The organism is Mesorhizobium sp. M1D.F.Ca.ET.231.01.1.1 (genome assembly GCF_003999155.2).
In the GTDB taxonomy this organism is placed as follows: Bacteria; Pseudomonadota; Alphaproteobacteria; order Rhizobiales; family Rhizobiaceae; genus Mesorhizobium.
The window spans coordinates 53,588-79,032 of sequence record NZ_RZOZ02000004.1; the positions used below are offsets into that span (position 1 = coordinate 53,588).

General features: G+C 57.5%; 17 protein-coding genes and 1 pseudogene. 10 read left to right on the forward strand and 8 right to left on the reverse strand.

Annotated features, from left to right (window positions below):
- Positions 1–3: 3 nt before the first annotated feature.
- The 3 genes from EN874_RS12825 to EN874_RS12835 all read right to left on the reverse strand — a co-directional run bounded on the left by EN874_RS12825 (position 4) and on the right by EN874_RS12835 (position 3,889).
- Positions 4–975 (reverse strand): NAD-dependent epimerase/dehydratase family protein, encoded by a 972-nt coding sequence (locus tag EN874_RS12825; protein WP_127425066.1) that lies wholly within the window; start codon positions 973–975, stop codon positions 4–6.
- Positions 972–2,156 (reverse strand): glycosyltransferase family 2 protein, encoded by a 1,185-nt coding sequence (locus tag EN874_RS12830; RefSeq protein WP_127425067.1) that lies wholly within the window; start codon positions 2,154–2,156, stop codon positions 972–974. The genes EN874_RS12825 and EN874_RS12830 overlap by 4 nt, the downstream gene beginning before the upstream one ends.
- Positions 2,157–2,611: 455 nt before the next feature.
- Positions 2,612–3,889: a polysaccharide biosynthesis/export family protein gene (locus tag EN874_RS12835; protein WP_168247473.1), complete on the reverse strand. Its 1,278-nt coding sequence runs from the start codon at positions 3,887–3,889 to the stop codon at positions 2,612–2,614.
- Positions 3,890–4,477: 588 nt separating this feature from the next.
- Here EN874_RS12835 and EN874_RS12840 point away from each other — a divergent pair.
- Together EN874_RS12840 and EN874_RS12845 are read left to right on the forward strand one after the other, a co-directional pair.
- On the forward strand, positions 4,478–4,747 hold the full coding sequence (locus EN874_RS12840) for an exopolysaccharide production repressor protein (protein ID WP_127425069.1): 270 nt from the start codon (positions 4,478–4,480) through the stop codon (positions 4,745–4,747).
- Between the two features lie 428 nt (positions 4,748–5,175).
- Positions 5,176–7,059, forward strand: a complete 1,884-nt coding sequence (locus EN874_RS12845; protein ID WP_127425070.1) for a Wzz/FepE/Etk N-terminal domain-containing protein — start codon at positions 5,176–5,178, stop codon at positions 7,057–7,059.
- A gap of 193 nt (positions 7,060–7,252) precedes the next feature.
- Here EN874_RS12845 and EN874_RS12850 read toward each other — a convergent pair whose 3' ends face one another.
- Positions 7,253–8,365 (reverse strand): glycosyltransferase, encoded by a 1,113-nt coding sequence (locus EN874_RS12850; RefSeq protein WP_127425071.1) that lies wholly within the window; start codon positions 8,363–8,365, stop codon positions 7,253–7,255.
- 328 nt (positions 8,366–8,693) lie between these two features.
- Positions 8,694–8,903 carry a hypothetical protein gene (locus EN874_RS34375; RefSeq protein WP_245513573.1) on the reverse strand — a complete coding sequence of 70 codons (210 nt, stop codon included), beginning with the start codon at positions 8,901–8,903 and terminating at the stop codon, positions 8,694–8,696.
- On the opposite strand from EN874_RS34375, the gene EN874_RS12855 reads away from it, so the two are divergent.
- The 7 genes from EN874_RS12855 to EN874_RS12885 all read left to right on the forward strand — a co-directional run bounded on the left by EN874_RS12855 (position 8,808) and on the right by EN874_RS12885 (position 18,939).
- A complete protein-coding gene (locus tag EN874_RS12855; protein ID WP_245513563.1) occupies positions 8,808–9,980 on the forward strand; it encodes a glycosyltransferase in 1,173 nt (390 codons plus the stop codon). The two genes, EN874_RS34375 and EN874_RS12855, sit on opposite strands and share 96 nt — an antisense overlap.
- A gap of 158 nt (positions 9,981–10,138) precedes the next feature.
- On the forward strand, positions 10,139–11,356 hold the full coding sequence (locus EN874_RS12860; RefSeq protein ID WP_245513564.1) for a glycosyltransferase: 1,218 nt from the start codon (positions 10,139–10,141) through the stop codon (positions 11,354–11,356).
- A gap of 100 nt (positions 11,357–11,456) precedes the next feature.
- Complete coding sequence (locus EN874_RS12865) at positions 11,457–12,599, forward strand: hypothetical protein (protein WP_127425074.1); 1,143 nt, start codon at positions 11,457–11,459, stop codon at positions 12,597–12,599.
- Between the two features lie 76 nt (positions 12,600–12,675).
- A complete protein-coding gene (locus tag EN874_RS12870) occupies positions 12,676–14,163 on the forward strand; it encodes a lipopolysaccharide biosynthesis protein (RefSeq protein ID WP_168247475.1) in 1,488 nt (495 codons plus the stop codon).
- A 209-nt stretch (positions 14,164–14,372) separates the two neighbouring features.
- Complete coding sequence (locus tag EN874_RS12875) at positions 14,373–16,427, forward strand: hypothetical protein (protein WP_127425076.1); 2,055 nt, start codon at positions 14,373–14,375, stop codon at positions 16,425–16,427.
- Positions 16,428–16,705: 278 nt separating this feature from the next.
- Positions 16,706–17,986, forward strand: a complete 1,281-nt coding sequence (locus EN874_RS12880) for an O-antigen ligase family protein (RefSeq protein WP_168247476.1) — start codon at positions 16,706–16,708, stop codon at positions 17,984–17,986.
- Complete coding sequence (locus EN874_RS12885) at positions 17,983–18,939, forward strand: glycosyltransferase family 2 protein (RefSeq protein WP_127425078.1); 957 nt, start codon at positions 17,983–17,985, stop codon at positions 18,937–18,939. Before EN874_RS12880 ends, EN874_RS12885 begins: the two co-directional genes overlap by 4 nt.
- Before the next feature lie 445 nt (positions 18,940–19,384).
- Here the strand turns inward: EN874_RS12885 and EN874_RS12890 are convergent.
- Together EN874_RS12890 and EN874_RS12895 are read right to left on the reverse strand one after the other, a co-directional pair.
- Positions 19,385–20,541, reverse strand: a pseudogene (locus tag EN874_RS12890) (IS91 family transposase).
- A 13-nt stretch (positions 20,542–20,554) separates the two neighbouring features.
- Positions 20,555–21,415 (reverse strand): site-specific integrase, encoded by an 861-nt coding sequence (locus tag EN874_RS12895; protein WP_127425446.1) that lies wholly within the window; start codon positions 21,413–21,415, stop codon positions 20,555–20,557.
- A gap of 887 nt (positions 21,416–22,302) precedes the next feature.
- On the opposite strand from EN874_RS12895, the gene EN874_RS12900 reads away from it, so the two are divergent.
- Entirely contained in the window at positions 22,303–23,454 is a 1,152-nt protein-coding gene (locus EN874_RS12900; RefSeq protein WP_168247477.1) for a glycosyltransferase, read from the forward strand.
- A gap of 557 nt (positions 23,455–24,011) precedes the next feature.
- Here the strand turns inward: EN874_RS12900 and EN874_RS12905 are convergent.
- Entirely contained in the window at positions 24,012–25,379 is a 1,368-nt protein-coding gene (locus EN874_RS12905) for an exopolysaccharide biosynthesis polyprenyl glycosylphosphotransferase (protein ID WP_168247478.1), read from the reverse strand.
- Positions 25,380–25,445 lie beyond the last annotated feature (66 nt).

Sequence of the window (25,445 nt, forward strand, 5' to 3'; positions counted from 1 at the left end):
GCTCTAGACTGCACGGGTTGCCCTCATTTCCGCAATTCCACCGTTGACCTCAAACCAGCGCAAGGTGCGTACGACACCCTCTTCATAGGGCACTTTGCACGACCATCCCGGCAGGATTCTTCGGCACAGGGTCAGATCAGGACACCGGTTGGTCGGATCCTGCGGAGCCAAATCGCCATGAACAATTGTCGTGCCGGGAATCAGGCCTGCAACATACCGCGCGATCTCAAGCACCGAAATCTCCCGGTCGTTTCCTACGTTGACTGCTCCCACATGATTGAAGTTCTCCAGCCAGAACAGCCGTTCGAGTCCATCGACAATATCGTCGACATAACCCCAACTGCGGGTTTGGCGACCATCGCCATGAACGACGATTGGCTTGCCGGCCAACGCATTGGCGATAAAGTTGGAAATAGCACGCCCATCATCGGCCCGGGTACGGGGACCGTAGACGTTAAAGAGTCTGGCAACCCGCACGTCGACACCACGAACGCGGTTGCTCTCGAAGAGGAGCGCCTCGGTGCAGCGCTTGCCTTCGTCGTAGGAAGAGCGCGGGCCCGTACAGTCCACTGACCCCCGATACGTCTCCGGCAGCGGGTTGACCAACGGATTTCCATAAACTTCCGAGGACGACGCAAAGCAAATCCGCCCACCCTTTTTGAGCAGCTTCAAGAGCCGCATAGCGCCAACCAGATTTGCTGAGACAGTACGCTCGGGCTCCTGCATATAGACCGGCGGCGACGCGGGCGACGCAAGATGAAAGATCTCGTCGAATTTGAGATCGGATTGGAAATGCTCCACCTCGGAGCGGACCAGCACTAGGCGTTGATCTCGGATATGGCCAACGTTTTCTGTCCTGCCGGTCCATAGGTTGTCGACCACAACCAGCAGGTCCAAATCGTTTCTTTTGAGAAGCCGGTCGACCAGGTGCGACCCGATGAATCCTGCTCCTCCAGCCAGCAACAGCTTCTTCATCTCATTTCTCGAAGGGGATGTAGGCTGTGCGAATTCGTGTCCTCGTTGGGCGTTGCAAGGGTCCCTTCTTCGGGATGCCGCGTCAAATAGCCTCCGCTTGGTCCAAGCTTCTCGTCCATTGCAGCAAGATTGCTGAGCATCGCGCGGTAGCCGGCTTTCGCGGTGGTGCTCGCAAACTCATCGATAGGGTAGTTCCAAAAATTTCCCCTGATCTCCGAGCTGCGGTCCTCGCTTTCCGGAAGGGGAAGCGCTCGCTTCGCATAGCGCAGGAAAATGGCTGCGAATGCAGCAACGAGTTTCGCGAACTGCACAGGTGACATTCCGGCGCAGTTCCTGGCGACCGCAGCAAACCGACGCGTCATGAGCCCAAGCTTGGCTATCTCGACATCGGTACGGAACATGGCATCCAGCAGGGCAGGCCTCACCGCCTCTGTGCAGCGGGCGAGGACGCTCTCGAGCACCATCCGACGCGAGATGAGCATTCGCACAAAATCTGCCGACATGTTCCCCGGCGTTCGGCGATATCCGACAAGATGCTCCTCAACAACGCCGAAACGGTATTTCGAGGCAATGCTCTGTTGGATGAAGAAGTCCTCGCAACCCTCTGCACCGCCCTCGCGAAGTCGCGAGGAATAGCCACCCATTTCGAAGAGAACGTTGCGCCGAAACATCGCCGAACTGCCGTTGCCGACGAAATTTTGTCCGAGATGCTGCATGAACACCCACCCACTCGGGTGCGTCTGCTTCGACGTGATGATCACCATATCATCGGCGTCAATCGTTCGGTAAAGTGTATAGACAAGCCCAAGATCATTGCCAGCCGCAGCGAAAACACGCAGCTGCTTTTCGAGCTTGGTCGGGTGCCAGAGGTCATCGGCGTCCACAGGTGCTATGAAGACGCCTTTGCTTGCCCTCACCCCCGCGTTCCGCGCCGATGCGACGCCACCATTGTTCTGCCGGAGCAACCTGATGCGCCAGTCGCCATCCGCCAGTCGTCGAACGATCGATGCTGTCCGGTCGGTCGAACCATCGTCAACGATTATTATTTCCATATTCCTATGCGTTTGGGCGAGCACGGACGCCAAGGTACGCTCGATGAATGGTTCTGCGTTGTAGGCAGGGATGATAACCGACACCAGCACATCGGCAGAGTGGTGTGAATTGCCGAACAAATCCCCCATCTCTAGTCGCGCCCGAGCGCACAGAACTGCGATCGCCCTAAGATTGGCCAGTACTGATTTTTGGACGATATCTTGAAAAGATAATCAAGCAGCCCGAAGTTCGCAAAGACCTGAGGGGAGAGTGACGGACTAAGTGTCATCTGAACGCTTCTCCGCTGGTGGGTGCGGGCGCAGGCAAAAACAAAAACGCTTTGCTTTTCAGCATTCTTCGTTTGCTGCTATCCCGCCGCAACGCTAGGCACGGGTGGCCGGGATGGTCGTTCACGGCATATATTAGCCGAAACTACTGTTCGCGCCAAGGAGTTGAAACTGAGGCGGCCATCCACTTCAAGGGCTCTGGCGCGGTCCGACTCCGCAAGGAAGCCAGTCTTGGCTGCTTTCGTCAGAAGACATGAGGGCAGCAGCTTGCTGGCTTTGTCCGGACGCCGAAGCGGGTGATCCAAACCATGCCATCGTTAGTTCGCGACCGCCGGCCCTGGCGGGGCCAGCAGCGTAATTGTGATGGTGTCGCCCGGAGCGAGCAGAGTATCTTCAGTCGCTTCTGTCGTCGCTGCCTTTCCGTCATTGGAATGGGTTATACCGATCGCAACCCGCCGGCCCCCTTCGGCCAAAAGGTCCTCGCGCAGTTGCCTCACGTAGGCGAGTTGTTTGGCCAACGAATCCATCTCAGCTCGCATTTGCGCCATTGCCGCGCGTTCAGTCTGCAAGTCAGCCAACTGGTCAATTCGGCTCTGGTCAGTAAGCTTCTCAAGGCTGCGCTGTAATTGCCCTTGGTCGCGCTCAAGTCGAGCGATCTCAGCGTTGGTTTGCAAAGCGCGGGTCGCTGACAAAAGCAATGCGCGTTGAGCATCGTTGACCCTGTCGATCTGGACCAGACCTTTTTCGAAGAGCTTCTTGAGGCGATCAAGTTCCACCGCATCCGCTGCCGCGCCCGCTTGATCCGTCTTCTGCTGCTCGTTCAGGTAACCCATCCGTTCTGCCCCCTTGGTGATGGCCAACTTGATTGATGCACGCTCCTTCTCCTGATCCGCATAAAGAGCTTCCATTTGCTTCTGCTCCTGCTCCAAGGCTTCGTCGTGACGACGTTCGAGGCTCGGGTCACGTTCTGAACCTGGCACCTCGATCGCCCTGGCGCCGCTCAACTGCGCTTCTATGCGAGCAGCTTTGATTTCGCTTTCTTGATACTTGATACGCACAACGTCGAGGCGGCCGCCAAGGTCCGCTGCTGTCAGTTCAGGGTTTTCGAGCTCACCACGACCGAGCTTATAGCCGCCGCCGGCCGCCACAGCTTGTCGGACAGTCATTCCTGGCCTGAAGACCTGAGTCCCAGGAGTGGCAATGTCCCCGTCGATATAGACGGGCCGGTATTCTTCAATATCAATTATAATCTGATCTGGGTAGAAATTAGTCCAACTCTCAGTGCCGTCGGCGGATCGCTGCGGCAGGGACTTCGGTTTTAGGACATCGATTACCTCCTTGCGGACATCCTCTATTGTCTTGCCAAGAACGTTTAGGGAACCCAGCACCGGCAACACAATAATACCGCTTTGGTCGATCACAGCTCGCTTTTGCATTTCGGGATTGCCTATGACCGCGAAACCGATCACGTCGCCGGTCTGCAGACGATACCCACCGACATTATATTCCCCTCCTAGAGCAAGGCCATTCGACAGATTTGCCCATGCGAACAACAAAAAAATACTTATAGGCCCGGCACAACTGTCGGCCCGCATCCGCTGTTCCTGAACTCGGAATCGACCCCTCAAAGCTTTGTCACTCATGCTCCGTTGCCTGCTAACTGTTCTCAACTACACCGGCCACAGATCGGCAACGATCGCGTTTCGAAACGGCTGGCAGTGATAGACATAACAAACCTACTTCCAACCCTTGCCGCAACCCATTGAATGGATCGAGGTGCGGGAATGAAACGGCAGATCTGCTACTCCATCCTGTCATGAAAATATCGCGTGCGCTGTGCCCATGGTCACAGTGCCTGTCGCCGATATGCCTCAGTTATTCTAATTAAAGCTCGGTACGACGTCGTGCCGACGGAAGAGTTGGACGGGAACCAACCGTTCACCGAGGTTTCGGACAATGGTCGAAACGCGAGCTACATCCGCGAGCGCAAGAAAGGCCTAAGCGGCATTGATCCCCGGGGCGCGGCCGCCATGTCCGCCGAAAGCGTTCTTGGCAAAGGTTGGCGCATATTCGCATCTGCTAACATTTGACCACTCTAGCCGTTCCGATATGTTATGATGGTTAATGGGCTAAGGGTTGGATGGCCAGGAGCGCATCACGCGAGCGACTGCAAGTGGGAAGCGATGTCCTTTTTGCTTTTTTTGCGTGGCTTTATCATAGTACTGTTGGCATTCGCTATCAGTACATATTTGCTTACCGCCTCGCTCTGGAGCACGTTTGTTCAAACGGCAATTTGTGGGATCTTGATACAGATTGGGTATTTTGTTGCGGTCATGCTGATGGTGTGGCGCTCGGTTTCCAAGGAATCCGTGATTGAGAAGGCAGACATCCAGCGGGATGAGTCCGAAAGGGAGCAACTGCGGAGCCACTTAGCGCATAAGGCGGACCAATAGACTTTGGGTGTTTAGTGCAGGACTATCAGCAGGATGACACCCCACACTACGATACAAAATGTGACTGCGGCCTGTCTTATTCGGACACTGGAGAGGCGTTCCGCGAAGCGCCAAAGGCGCCCAGCACTCTTACGGTGCGCCTGTGATCGACGAGGCATTCCAATCGAGATCCCTGTGTCCGGGGATCTCTTGCCCAGATGTTTTGCCATTTGGCAATACGACTCCACTTCTTCGCTTGGTAGGATCGCACGACGCAGCGGAATTGTGGCCAGTCGGAGCACGGCAGGAATTCGCGCCCTTGGGCAAGGGTGGGCTGATGCCCCGTGCTCGGCAGGCGGCGATGCTGAATTTGAAGACATTTGGTCAGATAACGTGGTATTGGTCACTCCCTAGCCGCTGCCAGTCTCATCCCACGGGTTTGAAGGCTTATGCTCCGCGAAGTTGAAAATCGACACCCGGATCCTGCCTTCATATTCGGCGATCCTCAGGCGGGAACGATTGATCTCGAAACACTCGTGGCGGCAGCGCGACGGCAGTTGGGGTTCGTCCTCGCATGCGCGCTCGCAGGCCTTGTGCTGGGGCTGGTTTATCTTCGGGTCGAAGTGCCCTTGTACGAGTCGACGGCCAGAATCCTAATCGACAAGGACCAGCCAGCCGTCGTAACCCAGTTAACAGAAAGCGGAAGCTCCACACAGCTTGACCCGATGATGCTGAGCCAGGTCGAATTGTTGCGTTCCGATCGCATCGGGCTAAAGGTCGTTGACAGCCTCGGTCTTGCTACCGATCGCTCTTTCTTGTCAGCGCCGTATTCGGTGCGCGATATTCTTACAGGATTGGTCGCCCGGGTGGTGCGGTCATTCGTCGGCAGTTCCCAAGAAGATGGGGCGCCAGCAACGGTGAAATCGAGTGCGGCGCCAGCACCCGATCCTCGATGGCAGGCATTTGGCATTCTGGCTGAGAATACAACGGTTGATCGTGTAAGCGGTACTTACATTCTGCAAGTCCAATTTTGGTCGCCTAGAGCCGAAATGGCGCAAAAAATAGCCAGTAAGTATGCCGAAATCTATATCTCTGACCAAGTCGAAGCCAAAGACGAGTCGATTGTCCGAGCCCGCGGGGCATTGGCGGAAGAGCTCGAGACGGTGCGCAAGCGATCGGTCGACGCCGAGCTCGCAGTCCAAAAGTTCCGAACAGACAACACGCTGACCAAGGAAACGCTGGTTACCTTGAGCCAGCTCGAACTTGAGGCGTCCTCTCTCAAGGCGCAATATGAACAGGTCCTGCAGCAGCACCAAGCGAGCCTACAGAACTTGTCGATGGCGTTGACAGAGGCGCGGATTATCTCGGAGGCACCATACCCCAGCAGCCCGAGTTCTCCGAACCGTAGTCTTGTGTTGGCGATCTGCGTCATGCTCGGCGGCATGATTGGCGCCGGCTTGGGCGGAATTCGGGAATACCGGGAGCGCTTTTTCCGTACGACGGCCCAAGTGCGCGATGAGCTCGGACTTGACACGCTCGGAATGATCCCATTGCTGGACGGGAAGCCAATTAGTCGGAACAAGCGTGATCCTGCGGACGGAGAGCCGTCATTCATCGAGGTGGGGAACAGCGCTTTCAGTTGGGTAGAGCAACATCCGCACTCGGAATTCGCCGAAGCGATGCGATCGGTGAAAGTCGCTGTTGATGTCGAGTTACCAAGGAAGAGCACCAAGGCGATTGGCATTGTTTCCTGCCTCCCGGGAGAAGGGAAATCGCTGGTCGCGGCTAATCTTGCATTGGTTCTTGCTATACAGCGTTGTAGGACGCTGTTGATCGATGCTGACATCCACAATCCGGGCTTGTCGCCGATGTTAGCCAATGGTTGGGAACGAGGCCTGGCCAACTTGTTGGCTGGAGACTTCAATGCGAGAGATTTGCTGGCCCATCGATCATTGCCATTGCGGTTCCTGCCCGGAGTGAACCAGAGCCAACAAAAGCTCGCAAAAACGATGCAGCCTATCGAGAAAATGGGCGACTTTCTGCTCAAGGCAGGCTCTACGTTCAATTACGTCGTCGTTGATTTGCCCCCGTCGGCTCCAGTCGCGGATGTGAGGTCGCTTGTCCAGCACCTCGACGGACTTGTCCTAGTTGTTGAATGGGGTGGGACCGCTCGTACATTCGTGCGAGAATGCCTCAACAAAAATCCGATCCTTGCGGAAAAGTGTATAGGCGTTCTGCTTAACAAGGTCGATACGAAAAGAGTCAGGATGTATCAAAAGTTCGGTAGTGCGGAATTTTATAGAGAGCGCTATAGTAAGTATTACAAGATTTAGTTGTGGTGCAAGCAACTAATGATGTTCCCCCCTGCGAGATGCAAGGGAAGGGTGTTGTACGTGCTGGACCAGGCCATCGCAGACGATGTTCGTCGACAGGGATTCGGCAATACATTGTCCATCAGGCTGGAGAAAGTCAGGTCGAGAACCCACGTCGGACGGAGTTCACGTTCAGCGTGGCTTATGCCGGCCCTTAAATTCCGCCACCCAACACCGCCGAAGCGCGGACACGCAAAGCACCCGGCGAATAGGCCTGCAGCATATCCTGTCGTGCCTGTATTCCGATTTTCTTGCGGAGCGTTTCATCGCCCATAAGCATCAGTGCCTGCGTCAGCGCCATCTCGGCTGAGGGAACAGCAAGCTTCAGCATATTCTCTCCATCGATCCCGTAATCCCGGATACCGCCGACGTCGGTCGCGATCACCGGAAGGCCGGCAAGCATCGCCTCGGCGACGGCGATGCAAAACCCTTCCGTATCGGACAGGCTGATGAAGATGTCACGATCACCGGCTAGCTCGTACCAGCGCGCGACATACCCATGGAAGTGCACGCGATCTCCAATGCCGAACTCATCCGCCAAGCGCGAAAGCGCCTGCCGTTCCGGCCCGTCGCCGTAAAGATCGAGGCTTGCAGAAACGCTGCGATCTTGGAGCATTCGGATAGCCTCGATCAGGCGGTCAAAGTTCTTCAGCGGGATAAGCCGTCCGGCAGTAGCAAGGCGCAAGGGTGTGTGAAGCGCGTAATCGCGCTTGTGGCTGGAAGCCTCATGGGAGCAAAACAGAGGCACGATATGCGACCGGCGCTTGCGCGGCAGGAAGTATGCTTGCGTCTCCTGCAGCGTACTTTCGCAGTCAGCCCAGATTTCATCGACGCGCCAGGACAACGCCTTGAGCACAGGGCCATAAACGGCTGCGGCGCGTCGGGAGCGGTAGCGGTAGCGGCTGGTGTGTTCGAATGAAACGCAGTGCACCCAGGGAGCAAACATCGCGGCGAGCCGTCCCAGGAGATTGGCCTGTTTGAGCGACAACGCAACCATATCCGGCCGCCACTCGCGGATGAGGCGCAAAGTTACAAAGAACGTGCCCACGTAGGTGCGAAAGGAAGCCTCTTCACGCTGCGAAGTTAGGATAAGATTGTGCTGTCCGATTTGTGCGGCGATTTCATCGGCAAGTGCCCCCCCACGACCGCGGCAACAGGCGAGAATCTTCAGCTGGTGGCCGTTGAAAAATCCCGCTTGCAGCAACGTGAGCAGCCCGTGCTCGGCGCCACCTGGATCGAATCCGTAGATAAAGTAAAGAATTCGCATGTGATTGTGGATTATCTTGTACCCTCAATAATGCCCGATCGTGTGTAAGGAAACCTCCAACGCTTGTGGTGAGACCGATGATGCGGGTCGGGAGATCTCTCTCAGTTCGTGCAACCGGGTTACAGCAGAAATAGTAGACCACAAATAATCATTCCGATGTGCCCGGGGTAACAGCGACATGTCTCTGAGGCATTTAAATTAAATAAGCTCAATCTGACCGACTGGGATGACTCCCTCCTTCCAAACAAGGAGAAGAGACATAACAGGATTCCGGTGTTCGGCATGCGGCATGCACGCGCCGATGTGTTGGTTGGGCATGGGAACGAACCTAGCAATCTGCTGGGTCCAGCGCGATCGGTGCGGCGATATGAAAGCGCGGGATGCGGAAGCAAAGATCGACATGAGGCACCGGCTGCGGATCGTCCATGTCATTACCCGTCTCATCAATGGCGGTGCTGATGAGAATACAGTCCAATCCTGCAATTGGGCCGCGCAACGAGGACATGATGTTGTCCTGCTGCATGGCGAGGCGGTCCATCCGGAAATCATGGCTAAAGTTGATCCGCGGGTGAAACTCATTGCTGTCCCGGCCTTGACCCGGTCCATTTCGCCCGCCTCCGATCTGAGGGCGTTGTTGGCGCTTACCCGGACAATCCGGGCCCTGAATGCTGACATCGTGCATACGCACACCAGTAAGGCAGGCATTCTCGGACGTTTCGCGGCATGGGCGGCGGGAGTTTCAGCAATCGTTCATGGCGTGCATATCGTGCCTTTTGTCAATGTCGGCTTTGCCGAGCGGTTTGCCTATCTCGCCTTGGAAAAGCTGGCAGCGCCAGTCACCAGTGCGTTCATTAGCGTGAGCGCTGGCATCCGTGACCTGTGCTTGAATGCAGGAATGGGGCGTCCGGACAAACATTATGTCGTCCATTCCGGATTCGATCTCGATCGTTTTCGCCACGCCGGTCCGCCCGATGATTGGCGCGATTTGTTGCGCTTGACACCAGGCGCCCCGCGGCCGCCGGTGCTCTTGATGATAGCAGCATTCGAGCCACGCAAGCGACACACGGAATTTCTGGATGCTTTCAAGAAGGCCGAGGCCCGCTTGCCCGACGCGGTGCTTGTGCTCGCGGGCGACGGCCCGCTTCACTCGGAAGTCGAATCGCGGGCCAAATCGCTCGGGCTAGAGCGCCGAGTTGTCTTTACCGGTTATCGAAGCGACCCCGAGCGGCTGATCGCACTGGCGGATCTCTGCCTGCTCTGCTCCATGCGGGAGGGATTGCCCCGCGTGGTCATGCAATATCTCGCCGGCGGCAAGCCTTGTGTTGTTTGCGATCTGCCGGGTCTTCGCGAAGTGTTGCGTTCTGGGATCAACGGTGTGATTACACCCGCGCACGATTTGGCAGCCATGGCCGACGCCATTGCGGCCCTGCTGGAGGATCGTGAAACGCTGTCTTGCCTCGCCCAAGGTGCCGCGGCGACCGATCTTTCGAACTGGGGCGCCAAGCTGATGGGCAAGCGGATCGATGCCATTTACCGCAAAGTTCTTGACCAGCATCGGGCAAGCAAGGGAGTGTCGACAAGCCGTCCTGCTCGAAATATAGCGCTTCCGCGATGAAGGGGTGAGATATTCCGCTTTACTGCGATCGGTAGGTTATCGGATGGATAGCATTTAAGGCACCGTGCGTTGTTCTAGACAATAAGAGGTTCGGTGCCCTGAAAGGCGATAAAAGAGTGGCACCTTCTCTTTTGCAAGTGGGATGAGTTGTAATCTTGGTGGCCGCCATCGTCTCGAGGAACGTTGTTCGGCGGATGGATATGATTGTAAGAGAAAACTTCCCGCCAGCCGAAGCTCGGGTTCTGCTGGTGCTCCCAACCTATTTTCCTGAGTCATATGGCGGCGCCGAGCATCAGACGCGGCGATTTGCCCGGGTCCTGGTTGAAAGGGGGGTTGCCGTAACCATCATGGCACCCAGATTGTCGCGATCGACGCCGAAGAGGTCCTTCATCGACGGTGTGCCCATCCAGCGCCTTCGCCTGCGCGCGGCGCCCAATCTAGGCGGGCGGCGTATGCTGTCGTTCCTGTCGTGGTGCGGGCAGGTTGCAATTTGGATGCTGCGCCATCGCGGTGAATTCGATGTCGTATACATCATCCATGCCCGACTTCACGCCGTTCCGGCGGCATTGGCAGGAGCCCTCCTGCGCAAACCGGTTATCGCAAAATTGGGCCGGGGCGGACGGTGTTTCGATCTCGACGTTGTGCGGGAAAAGAAAATCATCGGTCGTTGGGCCTCTGCACTGATCAAGCGTCGCGTCACGGCCTTCATCGCCAATAGTCGCCAAATCGCTGCTGATCTGAAGAGACATGGCATCGACGCGCATCGCATTTATATGATCCCCAATGGGATTGAGCTGCCCCGCGAGCAGCGCTGGGAGCCGAGCGCCGATGGCAGCCGACGCTTTATCTGCCTTGGGCGCCTCGACCCCGAAAAATGCCTTGAGCACATGATCGATGCGTTCGCGACACTTCCAGCCGAGGCAAAGGCGCAACTCACTATCCTGGGCGACGGCCAGTGCCGTGCCACTCTTGAGAAACAGGCGGCCCGGCTGGGCCTTTCAGGCAGGGTTATATTCGCCGGCGCGATCGAAGATGTCTTTCCCTTTCTGTGGGAGGCTGACTTCTATCTTTCCACCTCCGCCTCGGAAGGCATGTCAAACGCGCTGCTCGAGGCTATGAGCTGCGGCGTAGTGCCGATCATCACCGATGTTAGCGGTGCGTCCGACATTGTGGAGCATGAGCGCAGCGGCTTTTTGGCTCGCTCGCATGCGGAGTTTTGCGGACTACTCCTTCGCGCGCTTGGCCTGTCGGAAACCAAGCGCGATGAAATGGGACGGCAAGCCGTGAACACCATCACAATGCGCTTCAGCATGGAGAGGGTCGCCCGAGAGCAAATGAGTCTCCACGCCACGCTTATGCAGAGACCATTGCCATGAGCCCGCTTAAGTTTGCCTGCGGGCCGACGTGGCGGACTCTCAAGGCTGATGCCAGCTTTGCTGGCTTTCGTTTTGCTCAAACGAGCGGGTAGAAGATCACATGAGGCTCATCCTTCATATTGGCACGCATAAAACGGGAAGCACTGCGTTACAGCATTTCCTGTCCGCAAATGGAAAAGGGCTGGGCGATCATGGTATATGCTACGCCTCGCCAATTCATGAGTTTAATTTCAACAGCATTGCCAATACGTTTCTAAACGATGGATCGGAGAAATTCCGATATTTCCTTCTCAAGAACCTGGGAAAGGCAGAGCGAAACGGAGCACACACAATCATCGCAAGCTCCGAAAATCTTTATGCTATGGTTCGGTATCTGCGGCGCTTTAAAACCGAGGAAACGAGCGCGGAGGTCCTTGCAAAAGAGCGCCATCTCATCGAGCGGTTGCGCGCCGCAATCCCTGGCCATGTAGAATGCCACGTACTATGCTACGTACGTAGACCCGATCATTATCTCGAATCTCTGTACAATCAAAACGTGAAGCGGGGAGATCTTCTTACCGGCGATGTTATCGACTTTCTCAACGCAATTAATGATATTCTGGACTACCATAGCTATCTATCCATCTGGCGCGACGTCTTTGGGAGCCGCGCCTGTTCGGTACGCACATACGAAGCGGCGCTGCCAAATCTGATCGATGATTTCGTGAGACATGTTCTTGGTATTGGGGATATCTCCGCTTTCACGCAGCCGCATCTTCGTGCAAACGAGCGGCTTAGCCGAGATGTTCTGGAATATAAGCGCGCTAGAAATGAGCATATTCCTTATTCAGAGAGCAAATTGGAGCGTAGGGTATACGCAATGGTAGACAAGAGAATAACAGACACCAACAATAATCACCAATATCTCGCTCCCGACGAAAGGGCCGCTCTTCTTTCCAGGCTGGAACCGTGCATGGAGCGGCTACGAAGGGAATTCGCTCTGCCGCCCTTTCCGCCGTTCAACCTCGAAGCGGCCAAGGCGTCCTGGCAGCCTTATCCGGGACTTTCGCCCGAGAAGAGACGAGAGATCGAATTCCACTATAATGCAGTCCAACGCCTCATCGGCTTCCGTCTGGAACGCCTTCTCATGCGGGGGGCGGCCTTGACGCGCAGGCGGTTGCCATTTCTCTCATGGCTTCTCGATTTTGCGCGCGGCAGCGGAATACGCAGATTGCTACTGGAGGCAACAAGTCGGTTTCAGTGAACCAGTGCTGCCGTGATTGCTTTTCGTTCCCTTGAGCCGTCTGCAGTCAAGTGCATTGTTCTTAGAGTCGAAGCCCGTGAACGAACACCGGAATTTGACACGCGAGGCTGCCCGGGGACTTTCCTGGTCGGGGAGCGCACTGCTGACCCGAACCTTGTTGAATGTCCTGGTCACGGCGGTTCTCGCGCGCCTGCTCTCCCCGCGAGAATACGGCGTTGTCGGCGCTGCGCTGATCGTCGTGGCCATCGCCAATAACATTGCCAATCTTGGTATGTCGCAAGTCGTGATCCAGCGGAGCGATCTCGAAAAGCGCCATATGGGAACAGTGGCATTCCTCTCGCTGCTCATCGCCGCAGGCCTGGCTGTGCTTCAATGGGTGTTCGCAGGCGCGATCGCCGATTTCTTTCGTGTGCCGGAGCTCGAGCTTGTCAGCCGGGTGCTGGCGTTCAGCATGTTCGCAAACGCATTCAATCTCGTGGCCGAGGCGGCTCTCTCTCGGAACTTGAAGTTCAAATTGTCTTCGACTGCGAATTTGGCGGCTTGGATCATCGCCAATGTCGGCTTGGCTATTCCGCTCGCCTATCTTGGACTGAGCTATTGGGCGTTGGTGATCGCCTGCATCGCCCAAGCATTCATCCTTGCAGGAATCTATATGTTTGCGGCTCGACAATACCTCGTCAGGCCAGGCTTCGACTTGCAGTCTTATCGCGATATCCGCAGCCAGAGCCTGGGTTTTTCGCTGACTGGCATATCGACCTTCACCGCAAAATATATCGACAATGTAATTGTCGCTCGGTTGATCGGTACTACAGAGCTTGGCATTTATTCACGATCGTATTATCTGATCGCGATGCCGGCAAATCTGTTCGGAAATCTGAACAAGAGCGTAGTTTTCCCAATCCTTGCGAAGGTTCAGCATGATAAGGCACGGCTACGCAGCGCTCAGCTCAAGGGGTATGCGTTGACTGCTGCGCTCTCTATACCGACTAGCGCGTTTCTGTGCTGTTTTGCAAAAGAGCTTGTTCTGACAGTCCTCGGCCCGAAATGGATGGATGCCGTCGTTCCCATAACGATATTCTCCGCAGCAATTTATTTTCGCTTGGGTTACAGAGTGTGCGGAGCCGTGACGCTCGCGACTGGCCAAAGTTATCGAACGGCCTCCATGGCCCTCATCTACATGGCTTTGGTCGCCTCATTTGCGTTCTTTTCGGCGCCTTACGGCGTTAATGCGGTGGCGTTTGCAGTGTCTGGTGCCATTGCGATTAGCTTCTTTCTGTATGCGGCAATCACTTGTCGGATGACGGGATTGTCAGCTCTGGATTTCGCGCTCGTCCATGTACCGCCCGTCGCGTTCGCCGCTGTCGTGTTCGCCATCGGCTCTTCGGTCAAAATGCTACTCGCCGGATGGCCCGATTATCTTGTGCTCGCGACCGGGCTTTTCGTCACAGGTACATTGTCCGTTGCCATTCTCTATCTGAGAGCGTCGCTCCTCCTCGGGAAATATGGTGTGAAGGTCCTGCAATCCCTGACACCCAGGAAAGCGAAATGGATCAGATTTGCGTAGTCCACGCGACCCGCATTTTTACCGGGTCCCCTACCATCTGGGCGGTCAGCATCTGGTTTCCATCAGGCGCGTTTTGCCGCCTGTCGTCGAGACGACGAAGCGCGGCTCTATGATATGCCGCGGGCAGGCGAGGAGAGAAGCGCAATAGCGGGTAACGGGGGTCCACGGTGGACTCTCGCCCCGAAACCAGAGGCTATTGGCACACGACAATGACCAACCGCATTTCTCGCCGGGATCTGGCGCGGGCCGCATGCGCCGCGCTTGTGCTGACTGCAACCGGTCGCCCGGGACGAGACGCTCGCGCCGCCGGTTCGGAGCCAGGCTCGCAGCCGAAAGCTGATTCCTGGCACCTCGATCTGCCTCCGGAAATGATCGTGAAATCGTGGGTTCAGGAGGATCTAGCCGACGGCGAAGTCGCCTCGTGGCAATCCGGCGGCGTGAAGCCGGTGGCTGCGGTGCAAGCCGAGCCCAGTCTGCGCCCAACAAAGCTTCCGAATAATGGCGGCGTTCTCTTCGAGAAGGGCACGAAACAGGCATTAGCATGGGCGGTCGATAACGATGCCCCGTACCTTCACCGCTGGTGGGTCGTGATTGCCCGGTGCAATTCGGCGGTAAACGCCGATGCCAATAATATTTCCGTTCTTTGCGTCAATGGAGCAGAGGGCGGCTCGCTGCACCGCCAGCCTCGGGTTTGTTTTAAGCCCAGGGCAGCGACATTCGTTTCGCAGCTCCATGACGGCAAGCTCAAGAGCGAGGAAGGACAATGCTCGACGGATTTTGGCGACTGGAATGTCATGGTCGGGTACCGCCGCGGATTCGTGATGCAGGCCGTGGTGAATGGGGTCAAGACAGCCGGTCAGACCATTTATGCATTGGCTTCCAACCGGATGAAATCGCAAAGCTTCATGGGCGACGTGAACGATCCGATGAGGGCCGATGTGGCGATCGACTGCGTCATCATCGGACAAAGCGAACTGGATGACTCGCAGATCGACATGCTGATGGGATGGGGCATGTGGCGCGTCGGCCGGCAATCCGCCTTGCCCGACGATCATCCCTATCGCCAGAGTCCTCCTTCAGCCGTGGACGCGAACAGCAAACCGGCGCGTTACGCATTCGATCCAGCCTTTTGGGCATCCTGGGCAGCCATCGGCAATGAGCGATATGCTCATCGTGGCGAGGCGGCGTCCCCGATCAGCGGTTACACAACGGTTTTTCTTGACGACTTCGATTCCAACACAGTTGTCGACGATTCCCAAGGCGCGCAAGGCAGCATCTGGTACGCGCCGACCCATCTAGCGGGTATCGGTGTTGACGCTGATGCCCAGCGGATCTCGGCGTCGCCCTCCTCATATGTGCACGACCCCGCCAGCCATACGCTGGCGCTCCGGCTCTTAAATAACGGCCGCTGGAGAACAGGTGCGTTCTCATCCGTGAACAACAATGGCCAGGGGCGGTGTTGGGGAAAGGGGATTTTTGAGATCCGCGCCAGACTGCCCAAGATCGCAGCGCCCCGTCCCGGATTTTTTCCTGCCTTTTGGGCGTATGGCAAGGAGCATCTATTCTGGCGGACGCGCAATCGTCTTGAGACGGACTTTTGGGAATATGACGGTCTCAATGGGGCTTATATCAACATCAGCCAGCACGTGCACAAGCCCAGACTCGGCTATGCAGATCCGCAAGTCGCGGCACATGACGTGCACCGGAAAATCGCCGGCTATCAAATCGATCCATCGAATGGCTTCCCCGAGACGATCGACATATACGATGGCGAATTTCATACTTGGTACGCGCAGATCGAGGATGACTACAGCTATTTCGTGATCGACGGCCATGAAGTGGCGCGCGTTCCGACGACGCCGGAACTCACAGCGAAAAAATACATCATGGTGGATTTCGCTTACGACGAAAATAAGGGTCAGGCTCAGCCGGACCCGTCGCAGACTTATGACATGGTCATTGACTATATAAAGGTCCGGCAGACCGAAGCGGATCTGGCTAGGATCCCGCCGGGCTTCACCGCATTGCCGGCCTTCTCGGGCAAAGCGTCACCGGGCCAAGCGCTGACCGTCGCGCCGAACGTGATTGCGTCCCAAATAGAGTATCTCTGGTATCGTGACGGCATTCCGATCGTGGGCGAAACCGGCACAAGCTATGAGCTCAGCTCAAGGGATGTCGGGCATAAGCTTCGCTGCCATGTTCGCGCGGTCTCTGTGCTCGACCAGCCAGAAGCGTGGACCCCGGAAAGCAAGACCGTCCGTTAGGCCGCATCGATTGCGCGCCGTCAGGATCATCATCACTTCCGTCGGACCGGCCTAGTTCGCATTTCCAAGAGATTGCGGTCGGAAACATGGTGCCAGGCTTCCCATCCAGTACGGCATCGCGGTTCCCATTACTCGTGAGACGGCGGGCGGAACGATGACGCCATGGGCTCGAGCAAGGCGATGTCTTTCTCAGCCCGCTGGCATTGATACATCCACAAAGTTCTGTCGCCGGGAAAGAGAACACGCTAAAACAAATGTCGCGCCGCGAAGAGGCTGTGATGCGTTATCTCCTCACATTCGCGATACTGAGCCTCTTCCTGCCAATCAGGCTCGAGACGAGTCTTGTTTTGCTGCGTCCGTTCGAGCTGCTCGTATTGCTAGCGCTCATCACAGGCTTGGCGACGGGGCGTTGGCGAAATTTGGCATTTTCAGCCGGGTTCTTGCTGCTCCTGCCCTTCTTGGGCTGGGACATCGTCTCGGCCTTCAGCGTAGACAGAGAGAACGGATTGCGCGAGCTGCTGCAGATGTCCGCTGTGGGCGCCTTTGCGTTCGCCCTCGCACAGGAGGCCAGACGGCTCGAGACGGACAAGGCCGTCAACATCTTGCTTATCGGCATGGCGATGATCCTCGCCTATACGATCGCCTGGCATGTGGCTCATGGCTATTTGATCGGTTGGAAGCATCTTTACGATCCAAGGCTCGCGTTCACCTTTGTTCCAATTGCGCTCGCGGGACTGCTGATCTTCGTCAACCGGGTCAAGCGGCTTACCCTCTGGATTGTATGGACAGGGATACTTCCCCTGCTCGTGCTATCTGGCGAACGCAAGGCGCTTTTGATCTATCTCTTTCTGACCACTGCGCTTCTGGCGCGGGGACGGCTCGCTGCCATGGTACCGGCGATCGCCGCCGGCTTCATGGGTCTTTTCGTGCTGTCGACCATGGTGGATAACGCCTATGTTGAAAAGCAATCGCAGACCATCCTCCATCCGCTGAGGATGGGGCAATACCAATATCTGGTCGCGACGGGGAAATATGCCCCTGGAGATACGCCGAGCAATGTCCAGCGCGCGTTTGCCTTCACTCTGTCCAGACAGCTCATTTCCGAACATCCACTACTGGGCGTGGGCACGAATCAATTTAAGAATATTGTCGATACGGAGTTCCGCAATCTTCCTGACGAGTTGCGGCTGGAAATACATGGCGAATTTCAACGCATTCTCACCGAGAACGGCATCATTGGGCTCTGCCTTTACATTCTGATATGGCTCGCCGCATGGATTCGGCTAGCCCGTGTTGTAAACTTGGCACTTAATCACGGATTGATCGGAGCGGCCCAGGCACGGCTTCTGCCCCTCGTGCTCCTTGTTCCCTGTGCCGTTTATGTTGGAACTGAAGCCTCCGGCACACGCGCCTTCGTCACGCTGATCCTTGTCTCGCTACTGCCGGAATTGACGCGGCACGGGCTTTGCCTATCATTGCACAAGGCACTGGGGAGGCACCCCACGAGCATGAGGCATCCCCGATTTGATGGGCGCCCCTTGCCAGGAAGCGCGAGATGAGCGTTTCGGTTATCCTGACATGCCACAATGAAGAACACTTCATTGTGCAGGCAGTGGAAAGCGTGATCAATCAGACCGCCTCGAGCCACGTCAAAGAGATCATCATTGTCAATGATGGGTCGACGGACCGCTCAAGGGAAATAATTGCGTCGCTGGCTGATCGCGAGCCGCGCTTACATGTCCTGACGACGGCGGGTATCGGGCCTTCATCAGCAAGGAACCTTGCCATCAAACATGCTACCGGTGATTTTGTTGCAATTCTCGACGGCGATGACTTCTGGGCCGAGGACAAGCTTGAACGTCAATTGGACGTCTTTGGCAATGGCTGCAAGGCAGGCCTCGTTTATGGTGATTTAGTCGACTTTTCCGCTCCAGATCTTTCCGATGCTCTACACGTCGCCGTTGGGCGCTATCGCGCGGATCAAACCGATACGCTGCCGAAATATTTTCTGCTTGATGGGCCGATTGTACCTTCCAGTATCGTTATGCGGCGGGAGGTCGTCGAAGATATCGGGTTGTTCAACGAGACGCTCAGGGTTGGAGAGGATACGGAGTTTTGCATGCGCGTAGCTGAGCGCTGGACATTTCAGCATGTGGCCGGAGCACTCGTCTATAAACGGCGCCATGGCTCGAACACAACCCGCAGGCTCGATGCGCTTCTGCCTGCAGCCGAACACCTCACGCGAGAATGGGTCAGGCGACGGCCGGAGCTCGCGCACCTCGCGCGCCGGCGCAACGCGCGCTTGTATGCAAAAGCTGGCAATGATTGTGTGGCTCAAGGCGAGAAGAAGCGCGGAGCGTGCCTACTCATTCGCGCGATGCGGCACGATCCATGGTCCTGGCGGGTGTACATTTACATTTTTCTTTGCGCCCTGCCGAGGGCCATGGAACCGCAGGTGCGCCGCGCAGCCAAGCTATTGTTCTACCGCGCCATGCGCAAAAGGCCTTGCTGACCCCTCAAGAGCTGGCGGAATGGCGAGAGTTCGAATCATCTCATGCGGCGGTCTGGGAATCTGGAGGCTTCTGTGAGGTCCGCATGCTCGACGGAGCGAGCCGGCTGATTGTCGGACCTCATTGCAAGCCGGATTGAGCGAAGCCGCGGGTCGGTCTGGCGCTATGGGGATTGTAGCCTGGAGGAGCGGTGGGGATTGTCTTGGCCGGGTCGATGAAGAGCGTTCGCGGTTCGACCACAGGGATGGACGGCATGGCGGAAGGCAAAACCGTGATGGCGTGGGTCGTCAGACAGGCAGCAGTGGCCTCTATCGCCGGGCTGGCTGCTTGTGGCTTGGTGCGGTGGGACAAAGGTCTGGGTGCCGGCGCGCATGGCGACGGGTGCCGAACAAGATGATGTGGACGCACCCGGCGTGATCAGGAGGTGTCATTCGGGTTCGGCGGCGCCTAGCCGCATCGCCAGGTGGCGAGCGTGACCATCGCCCCTCCGCAGCATGGGCAGCGATGCGTCAACGTCAGGCGCTCGGCGGCGACAGCGGCGCTTTCGGCACTCGGTTCGCGATTGCTCTGCTGGCTGGCCAGCAGTCGGCGGCACAGGCCGAGCTTGGCGGCGCGATGACCGTTGGCGAGGAAGCCGTAATGACGGATGCGATGGAAGCCGTCGGGCAGCGTGTGCAGGAGGAAGCGGCGGATGAACTCATGGGCATCGAGCGTCATGACCTTCGTCCTGGCGCCATGACGATAATCTCGCCAGCGGAACGCGACGCGATCGTCGACCATGCTGACTAGGCGGGAATTGGCGATGGCGACGCGGTGGGTGTAGCGGCCGAGATAAGCCAGCACCTGTTGCGGCCCGCCGAAGGGCGGCTTGGCATAGACGACCCATTCGAGGCGACGGACTTCGGCGAGCAAGCGGGCGAAGGCATCGGGCTTTGCCAGGTGGGCGAGATCGCCGAAGAAGCCCAGCCAGCCCGCATCATGGCCCACTCGCAGTTCCTCCAGGAAGCGGCGTCGAAACAGGCGCGACAGCACGCGCACGGGTAAAAAGAATCCCGGCCTGCACGAGATCCAGCGTGTGCCGTCGGGCGAGACACCACCGCCCGGCACGATGCAATGCAGGCGGGGATGGTAGGTGAGCGTCTGACCCCAGCTGTGCAGCACTGCGATGAGGCCGATCTCAGCGCCTAAATTTAGATGTCTGGGATCGGCGGCGATCGTGCGCAGCGTCTCGGCCGCCGCCTTGAACAGGATCGTTTAGAGCACCGTCTTGTTGTGGAAGGCGATCGCGGCGACCTCGACCGGCAGCGTGAACACCACGTGGAAGTAGGCGACCGGCAGAAGCTCGTCCTGTCGCGCGGCGAGCCAGTCCCGGCAGGCCTGGCCTTGGCACTTGGGGCAATGCCGGTTGCGGCAGGAATTGTAGGCCACGCGGATCGCCCCGCAGGAGCGGCAGCCCTCGACATGACCGCCCAGTGCGGCGGTCGGCATAGCTCGATCGCGCTCATCGTGCGGCGCTCGACGCGCCCGAGATGGCCGTCATGGGTCTGTCGATACGCCTCGCCATGGCGGCGGAAGATATCCGCCACCTCCTGTCTCGCCGGCATGGGCGGGACCGGATCAGACCGGCGGCACGACCTCGACGTTCAACCGGTCGAGCGGGCTCGTCGTGCGCCGGATTAGGCCGTTCGAGACCCTGGTGTAGCGCGCCGTACTCGACAGGTTGTTGTGGCCGAGCAGAACCTGGATGATGCGGATGTCGGTGCCGTTCTCCAGAAGATGCGTGGCGAAGCTGTGCCTGAGCGTGTGGACAGTCACCCGCTTGTCGATGCCGGCGGCCGCACGCGCCGAGCGACAGGCCGAATACAACACCTGCACATCGATAGGGCGATCGGCGCCGCGCCCGGGAAACAACCAGTCCTGCGGCTTCGCCAGCCGCCAGTAAATCCGCAGGATGCGCAGAAGCTGCGCCGACAGCATCACGGTGCGGTCCTGGCCGCCCTTGCCGTGCTCGACCCGAATGACACCGCGTCCGCTGTCGATGTCGCCGACCTTTAGGCCGACAGTCTCCGAGGCGCGAAGGCCAGCAGCGTAGGCTGTCGTCAGGGCCGTGCGCGTCTTCAGGCTCGGCACAGCCTCCAGGAACCTGACCACCTCGTCGGCGCTCAACACAACTGGCAGCGTGCGTGGTAAGCGGGCGTAGGCAATGCGCTCCGGGATCTCGGCACGGCCCAACGTCACGCCGTAGAAGAACCGTAGCGCGCACACCGTCTGGTTCAGCGCCGGCCACGAAATCCCCGTTGAGACCAGATGCACCTGGAAGGCGCGCACGTCCTCAAGGCTAAGCCGGTCAGGGGAGCGGCCAAAGTAGCGCGAAAACTTCGCCACCGCATGCACGTAGGATCGCTGGGTGGCCGGCGACAGATTGCGGATCGTCATGTCCTCGATCATGCGCCGGCGAAGAGGGCTCAACTCGACCATCTCATTGCTCCTGTTCTCGAGATTGCGCTTCAACAGCCGCAATCCTTCAAAACAGAAGCGTCACCCGCAAACCGATCCGCCAAATGCCGCGTTAGCGGCTTCGTTCAATCCTTCAATACCGATTATTCTGTACCCGCGTCGGAAGGACCATAACACAGGCGAAATCCGAGCTCCCTGATGCGCAAGCGGCTGACTATCCGGTGGGGCGTGGTCAACCCGCACTGATCGATTTCTCTTGCAGTCTCGTGCATGCCGATGTCCTGACGGCAAGCGGCATCTCGCTCATAAAGAGGCTGACCGAACTGGCCGAGGATCACCAAGGAACGGCTATTCGGAACTGCGAATCTCAGCGCGCGAAACGTTGTCAGCTTTCGCGATCACATTTCTCGCCTGGCAAGTGACCCCTCAGTGCTCATGATTGGCGCCGCGATCAGGGGTGCGGGGACCAAGAGCCTTTATGAGACCGAGGCCGTTCGACGGATTGCGTTCGCCATCTACCCGTCCGTTCATGGTCGAGACCACTGCACATGCTCAAGGCCGGGCGGAAGGGACGTCTGGGCCGTCGCCTCGGACGACCGCGGGCATGGCGGCGGCAGTCGCCTGGCTTGGCCTGGAACTTCCGGGAAGCGTGACCCTGGCCCGCTCCATACGCCTGCAGCAAGGCTAGCGCCGGCAAGTCCGTCGCTCTCGGCCCGGCTGCACAGACGACGTCTTCTATGGCCGGTTCAGACATCAGAAAATGGAAATCGTGGACTTCAATGCCCTCTCCCCGATAGGATGGCAAACTGTACGTGATGTCCCTGAACGCCTGTTCGCGATGTCTCCGGAGGCTGACCCGAGAAGCATCTTGGCTTCGCCATAGCCGAAGCGTGAAGGTAGGCTTGTGGATGCGGCTTCTTTATATACATTCTGCACAAGTCCCGTCGCTGGCCGCCAATGCGGTACAAGTCGCAAAGATGTGTCATGCATTTCGGGTTGCGGGTGCGGAGGTCCTCCTGGCCGTTCCACGCGCCTCCATGAATAGAAAAGATCATTATGAAAAGATCGCGCGCGAATACGGATTGGACACCGAGTTCCCATTCCGCGTTCTCCCAGTGCCCTTTTGGCCTGTGCCCGGAAGGGAGCTTTTTTTTGCGACGTTGGCGCTTTTTGCTGCGGTCTGGCTGCAGCCGCATGTGATCTTTACACGCTCGGCTACCGTAGCGCTTGTTTCTGCGGGACTCTTCAGGTTCGCGACCGTTTTTGAACTTCACGATCCGATTGGCAGCTTGAGCGGCCGTCAGCGCCAGCGCCTTTCCAAACTGATAGGCCTAGTGGCATTCCGCATGCTGGTCGTCACAACGCAACGTCTGCGGGACAACAGCATCTGCCTTTTTCCTCAACATGCGGGAAAATTTTTCATCGCGCCCAACGGAGCGGATCCGGTTCCACCGAATGCGGAGAAATGCAGCCTCACCGGCACGTTCAAGGTTGGCTATGTCGGGCATCTGTATAAGGGAAAGGGCATGGAGATAATAAGCGCTATTGCGCCTCGATGCGGCTGGGCGACCTTTCATATCGTCGGGGGAACACCTGACGACATAGGAAATTGGGCATCGAAGCTAGCCCATTGCCCGAACATCGTGTTTCACGGCCACGTCCCCCACGCCGCGACATATGCCTACTTGGCTGAAATGGATGTTGTAATCGCGCCCTATCTCAGAGATGTGCAGGGCCAAGGCGGCGGTAGCAATATCGCTGAGGGAATGTCGCCGCTTAAGCTCTTCGAATATATGGCGCATGGTAAACCCATAGTATCCTCTGACCTGCCAGCTATCCGTGAAGTCTTGAGCGATAGCGTCAACGGCGTCCTCGTGTCGCCAGACAACCCGTCCGACTGGGTCAAAGCCCTTCAGCGCCTGCGCAAAGGCAAGGTGTTTCGGGATCAGCTTGGCCGACAGGCGAAGGCGGACTTTCTGGCCAAGTACAGCCGCATCGCACGCGCAACCAACATCCTAAAGGAAATCGAGAGCAGGGTGCCGTCAAGCAAAAGCTCATAGGGCTGCGCAGTTTCTCTTATTGAAGGCGGAGCGCCGTCAGCAGGCCCTTCCCGAGGTCAGGACAAAAGGGTTCCCTGCGTCGGCCGTGCGCGCGCATCGTTGCCCAGCGGGCAGAAAAAGTCGGGGCAAGAGCAGGCCATTAGTCGATCCCGAGGCGAAGCAACCACCAAAATCGACGCCCAGACCGATGGACTATTCCCGCTGGCCGACGGCCGGGTTGCCGACTGCACGGCGCAGGCAATCCCTTTCGGGTGGGTGCCGGGCGACGCCGATCCTGTACGCCAACAAGGGTCATGACAACGACGCCATTCGCCGGCAGCGTCGGGGTCTTGGGCACCTTCGCCAACAATTCCACTGAAGGGCGGACTGGTGAAGGGCGGACTGGAAATGGAACGGCAAAGATCATAGAGATCCGGCGACTGGACCGGCGCGAACCCGAATTCTGAGTCTCGACGTACTCATTCGCCGTCGGAATCGCTCCCACCATCGAAAATAATACTGTGCGTACAATCGAAAGGATGGACTACAAATGTCCATGGCTAAGAAGCTGCTATAGATCAATAAACATCGTGATCAGAAAGCATCAGTAAAGCGGTTGTCCAAACTATCTTAAGATCGAGGCGCACGCTCCAGGACTTTATGTACCACAGGTCATGCTCAACGCGCTTTTCCATCCTCCACAGCTCCCTCGTTTCCCCTCGAAAGCCATTGATCTGAGCCCAGCCTGTCAAACCGGGTTTCACACGATGGCGATAAGCATAGCTCGCAATAATCTTGCTATAGGAATCGTCATGGGCGACGGCGTGGGGTCGCGGCCCCACCAGCGACATTTCCCCCCGAAGCACATTGAACAACTGCGGCAGCTCGTCGATGTTTGACCGGCGCAATACTCGGCCAAGTCGGGTAACCCGCCCATCATTACGCTGAGCTTGGCGAATTTCCGCACCGTTCTCCTGCACGGTCATGGATCGGAACTTGTAAATATTGAACCGCTTGCCACAAAAACCCCGCCGCGTCTGCAGGAATAGCACTGGGCGACCGCTCTCGATCGCTATGGCACATGCGACTATGGCCATCAACGGAAATAGGAACAGCAGAAGGAGTGATGCAAAGGCAACGTCGAACAACCGCTTCAGCAGGCGTTCGCCAGGCGTCAAAGGCGCGCGCTGGACTTCGAAGGCTCGCTGCCGGCCGGTGTGGAGCGGGGATCCGGCCAGAATCTTATCTGTGTAGGCATCGGCGAAAAGGTAGATCGGCAGCGGGAGGCGGGATGTTTCGTCCAGGATGCGTTCGATCAACGTCTGCTGGTCCCAAGAGCAAAAGAGATAAACTGCCTCATACTGGCCATTACGGAACGCAGCCTGTGCGGCCGCGACGGCGGCACGCACCGATGGCGCTGCGATGGTGCCGTCCCGGTTCTCAATGTTCGAAACACCGCAAACCGCGATGCCCTGTTGCCCGAGCTTGCCGATTATCCCCTGTTCTATTCCAGGAACGCCAACATAAAACAGATAAGCTGTGCGCAAGACGAGCTTCTCAGCGGTCAGAAGCCGTTTGAGCGCACGCGCTAAAACAATGTGGCCAGGCAGCAGGATTGGGAATCCGACCGCAAACGCCAGGGTCAAGGAGCCGCGCGAGAATGTCGATGTAGTCTTCGTGAGAAAAGCGAGCCAGAGAATTGAAAAGAAAACGAACAGCCACCCGGTGGAGAGTGTTTTGATCATGCGGTGATCGTCCAGGATGCCACTAACCGTGTAGGCGCCTCTGGCGGCAATGAACGCGACAAGCAGTATGCCGGCGGTAACGCTTAGATAAATCGTCTCCCAAATATCTGGCGGGTTCACACCGAGGTGCCTATGATAGACCTCATTTGAGGCAAGAAGGACCGTCTCTCCAAGGAGGAAATCGGCAGTTGCAAGAAACACGAAAACTGCTCCCACGGGGAGCCGGAGCGGTTCCGTGCTCCGGTTCAAGAATGCACGCGACGCCTG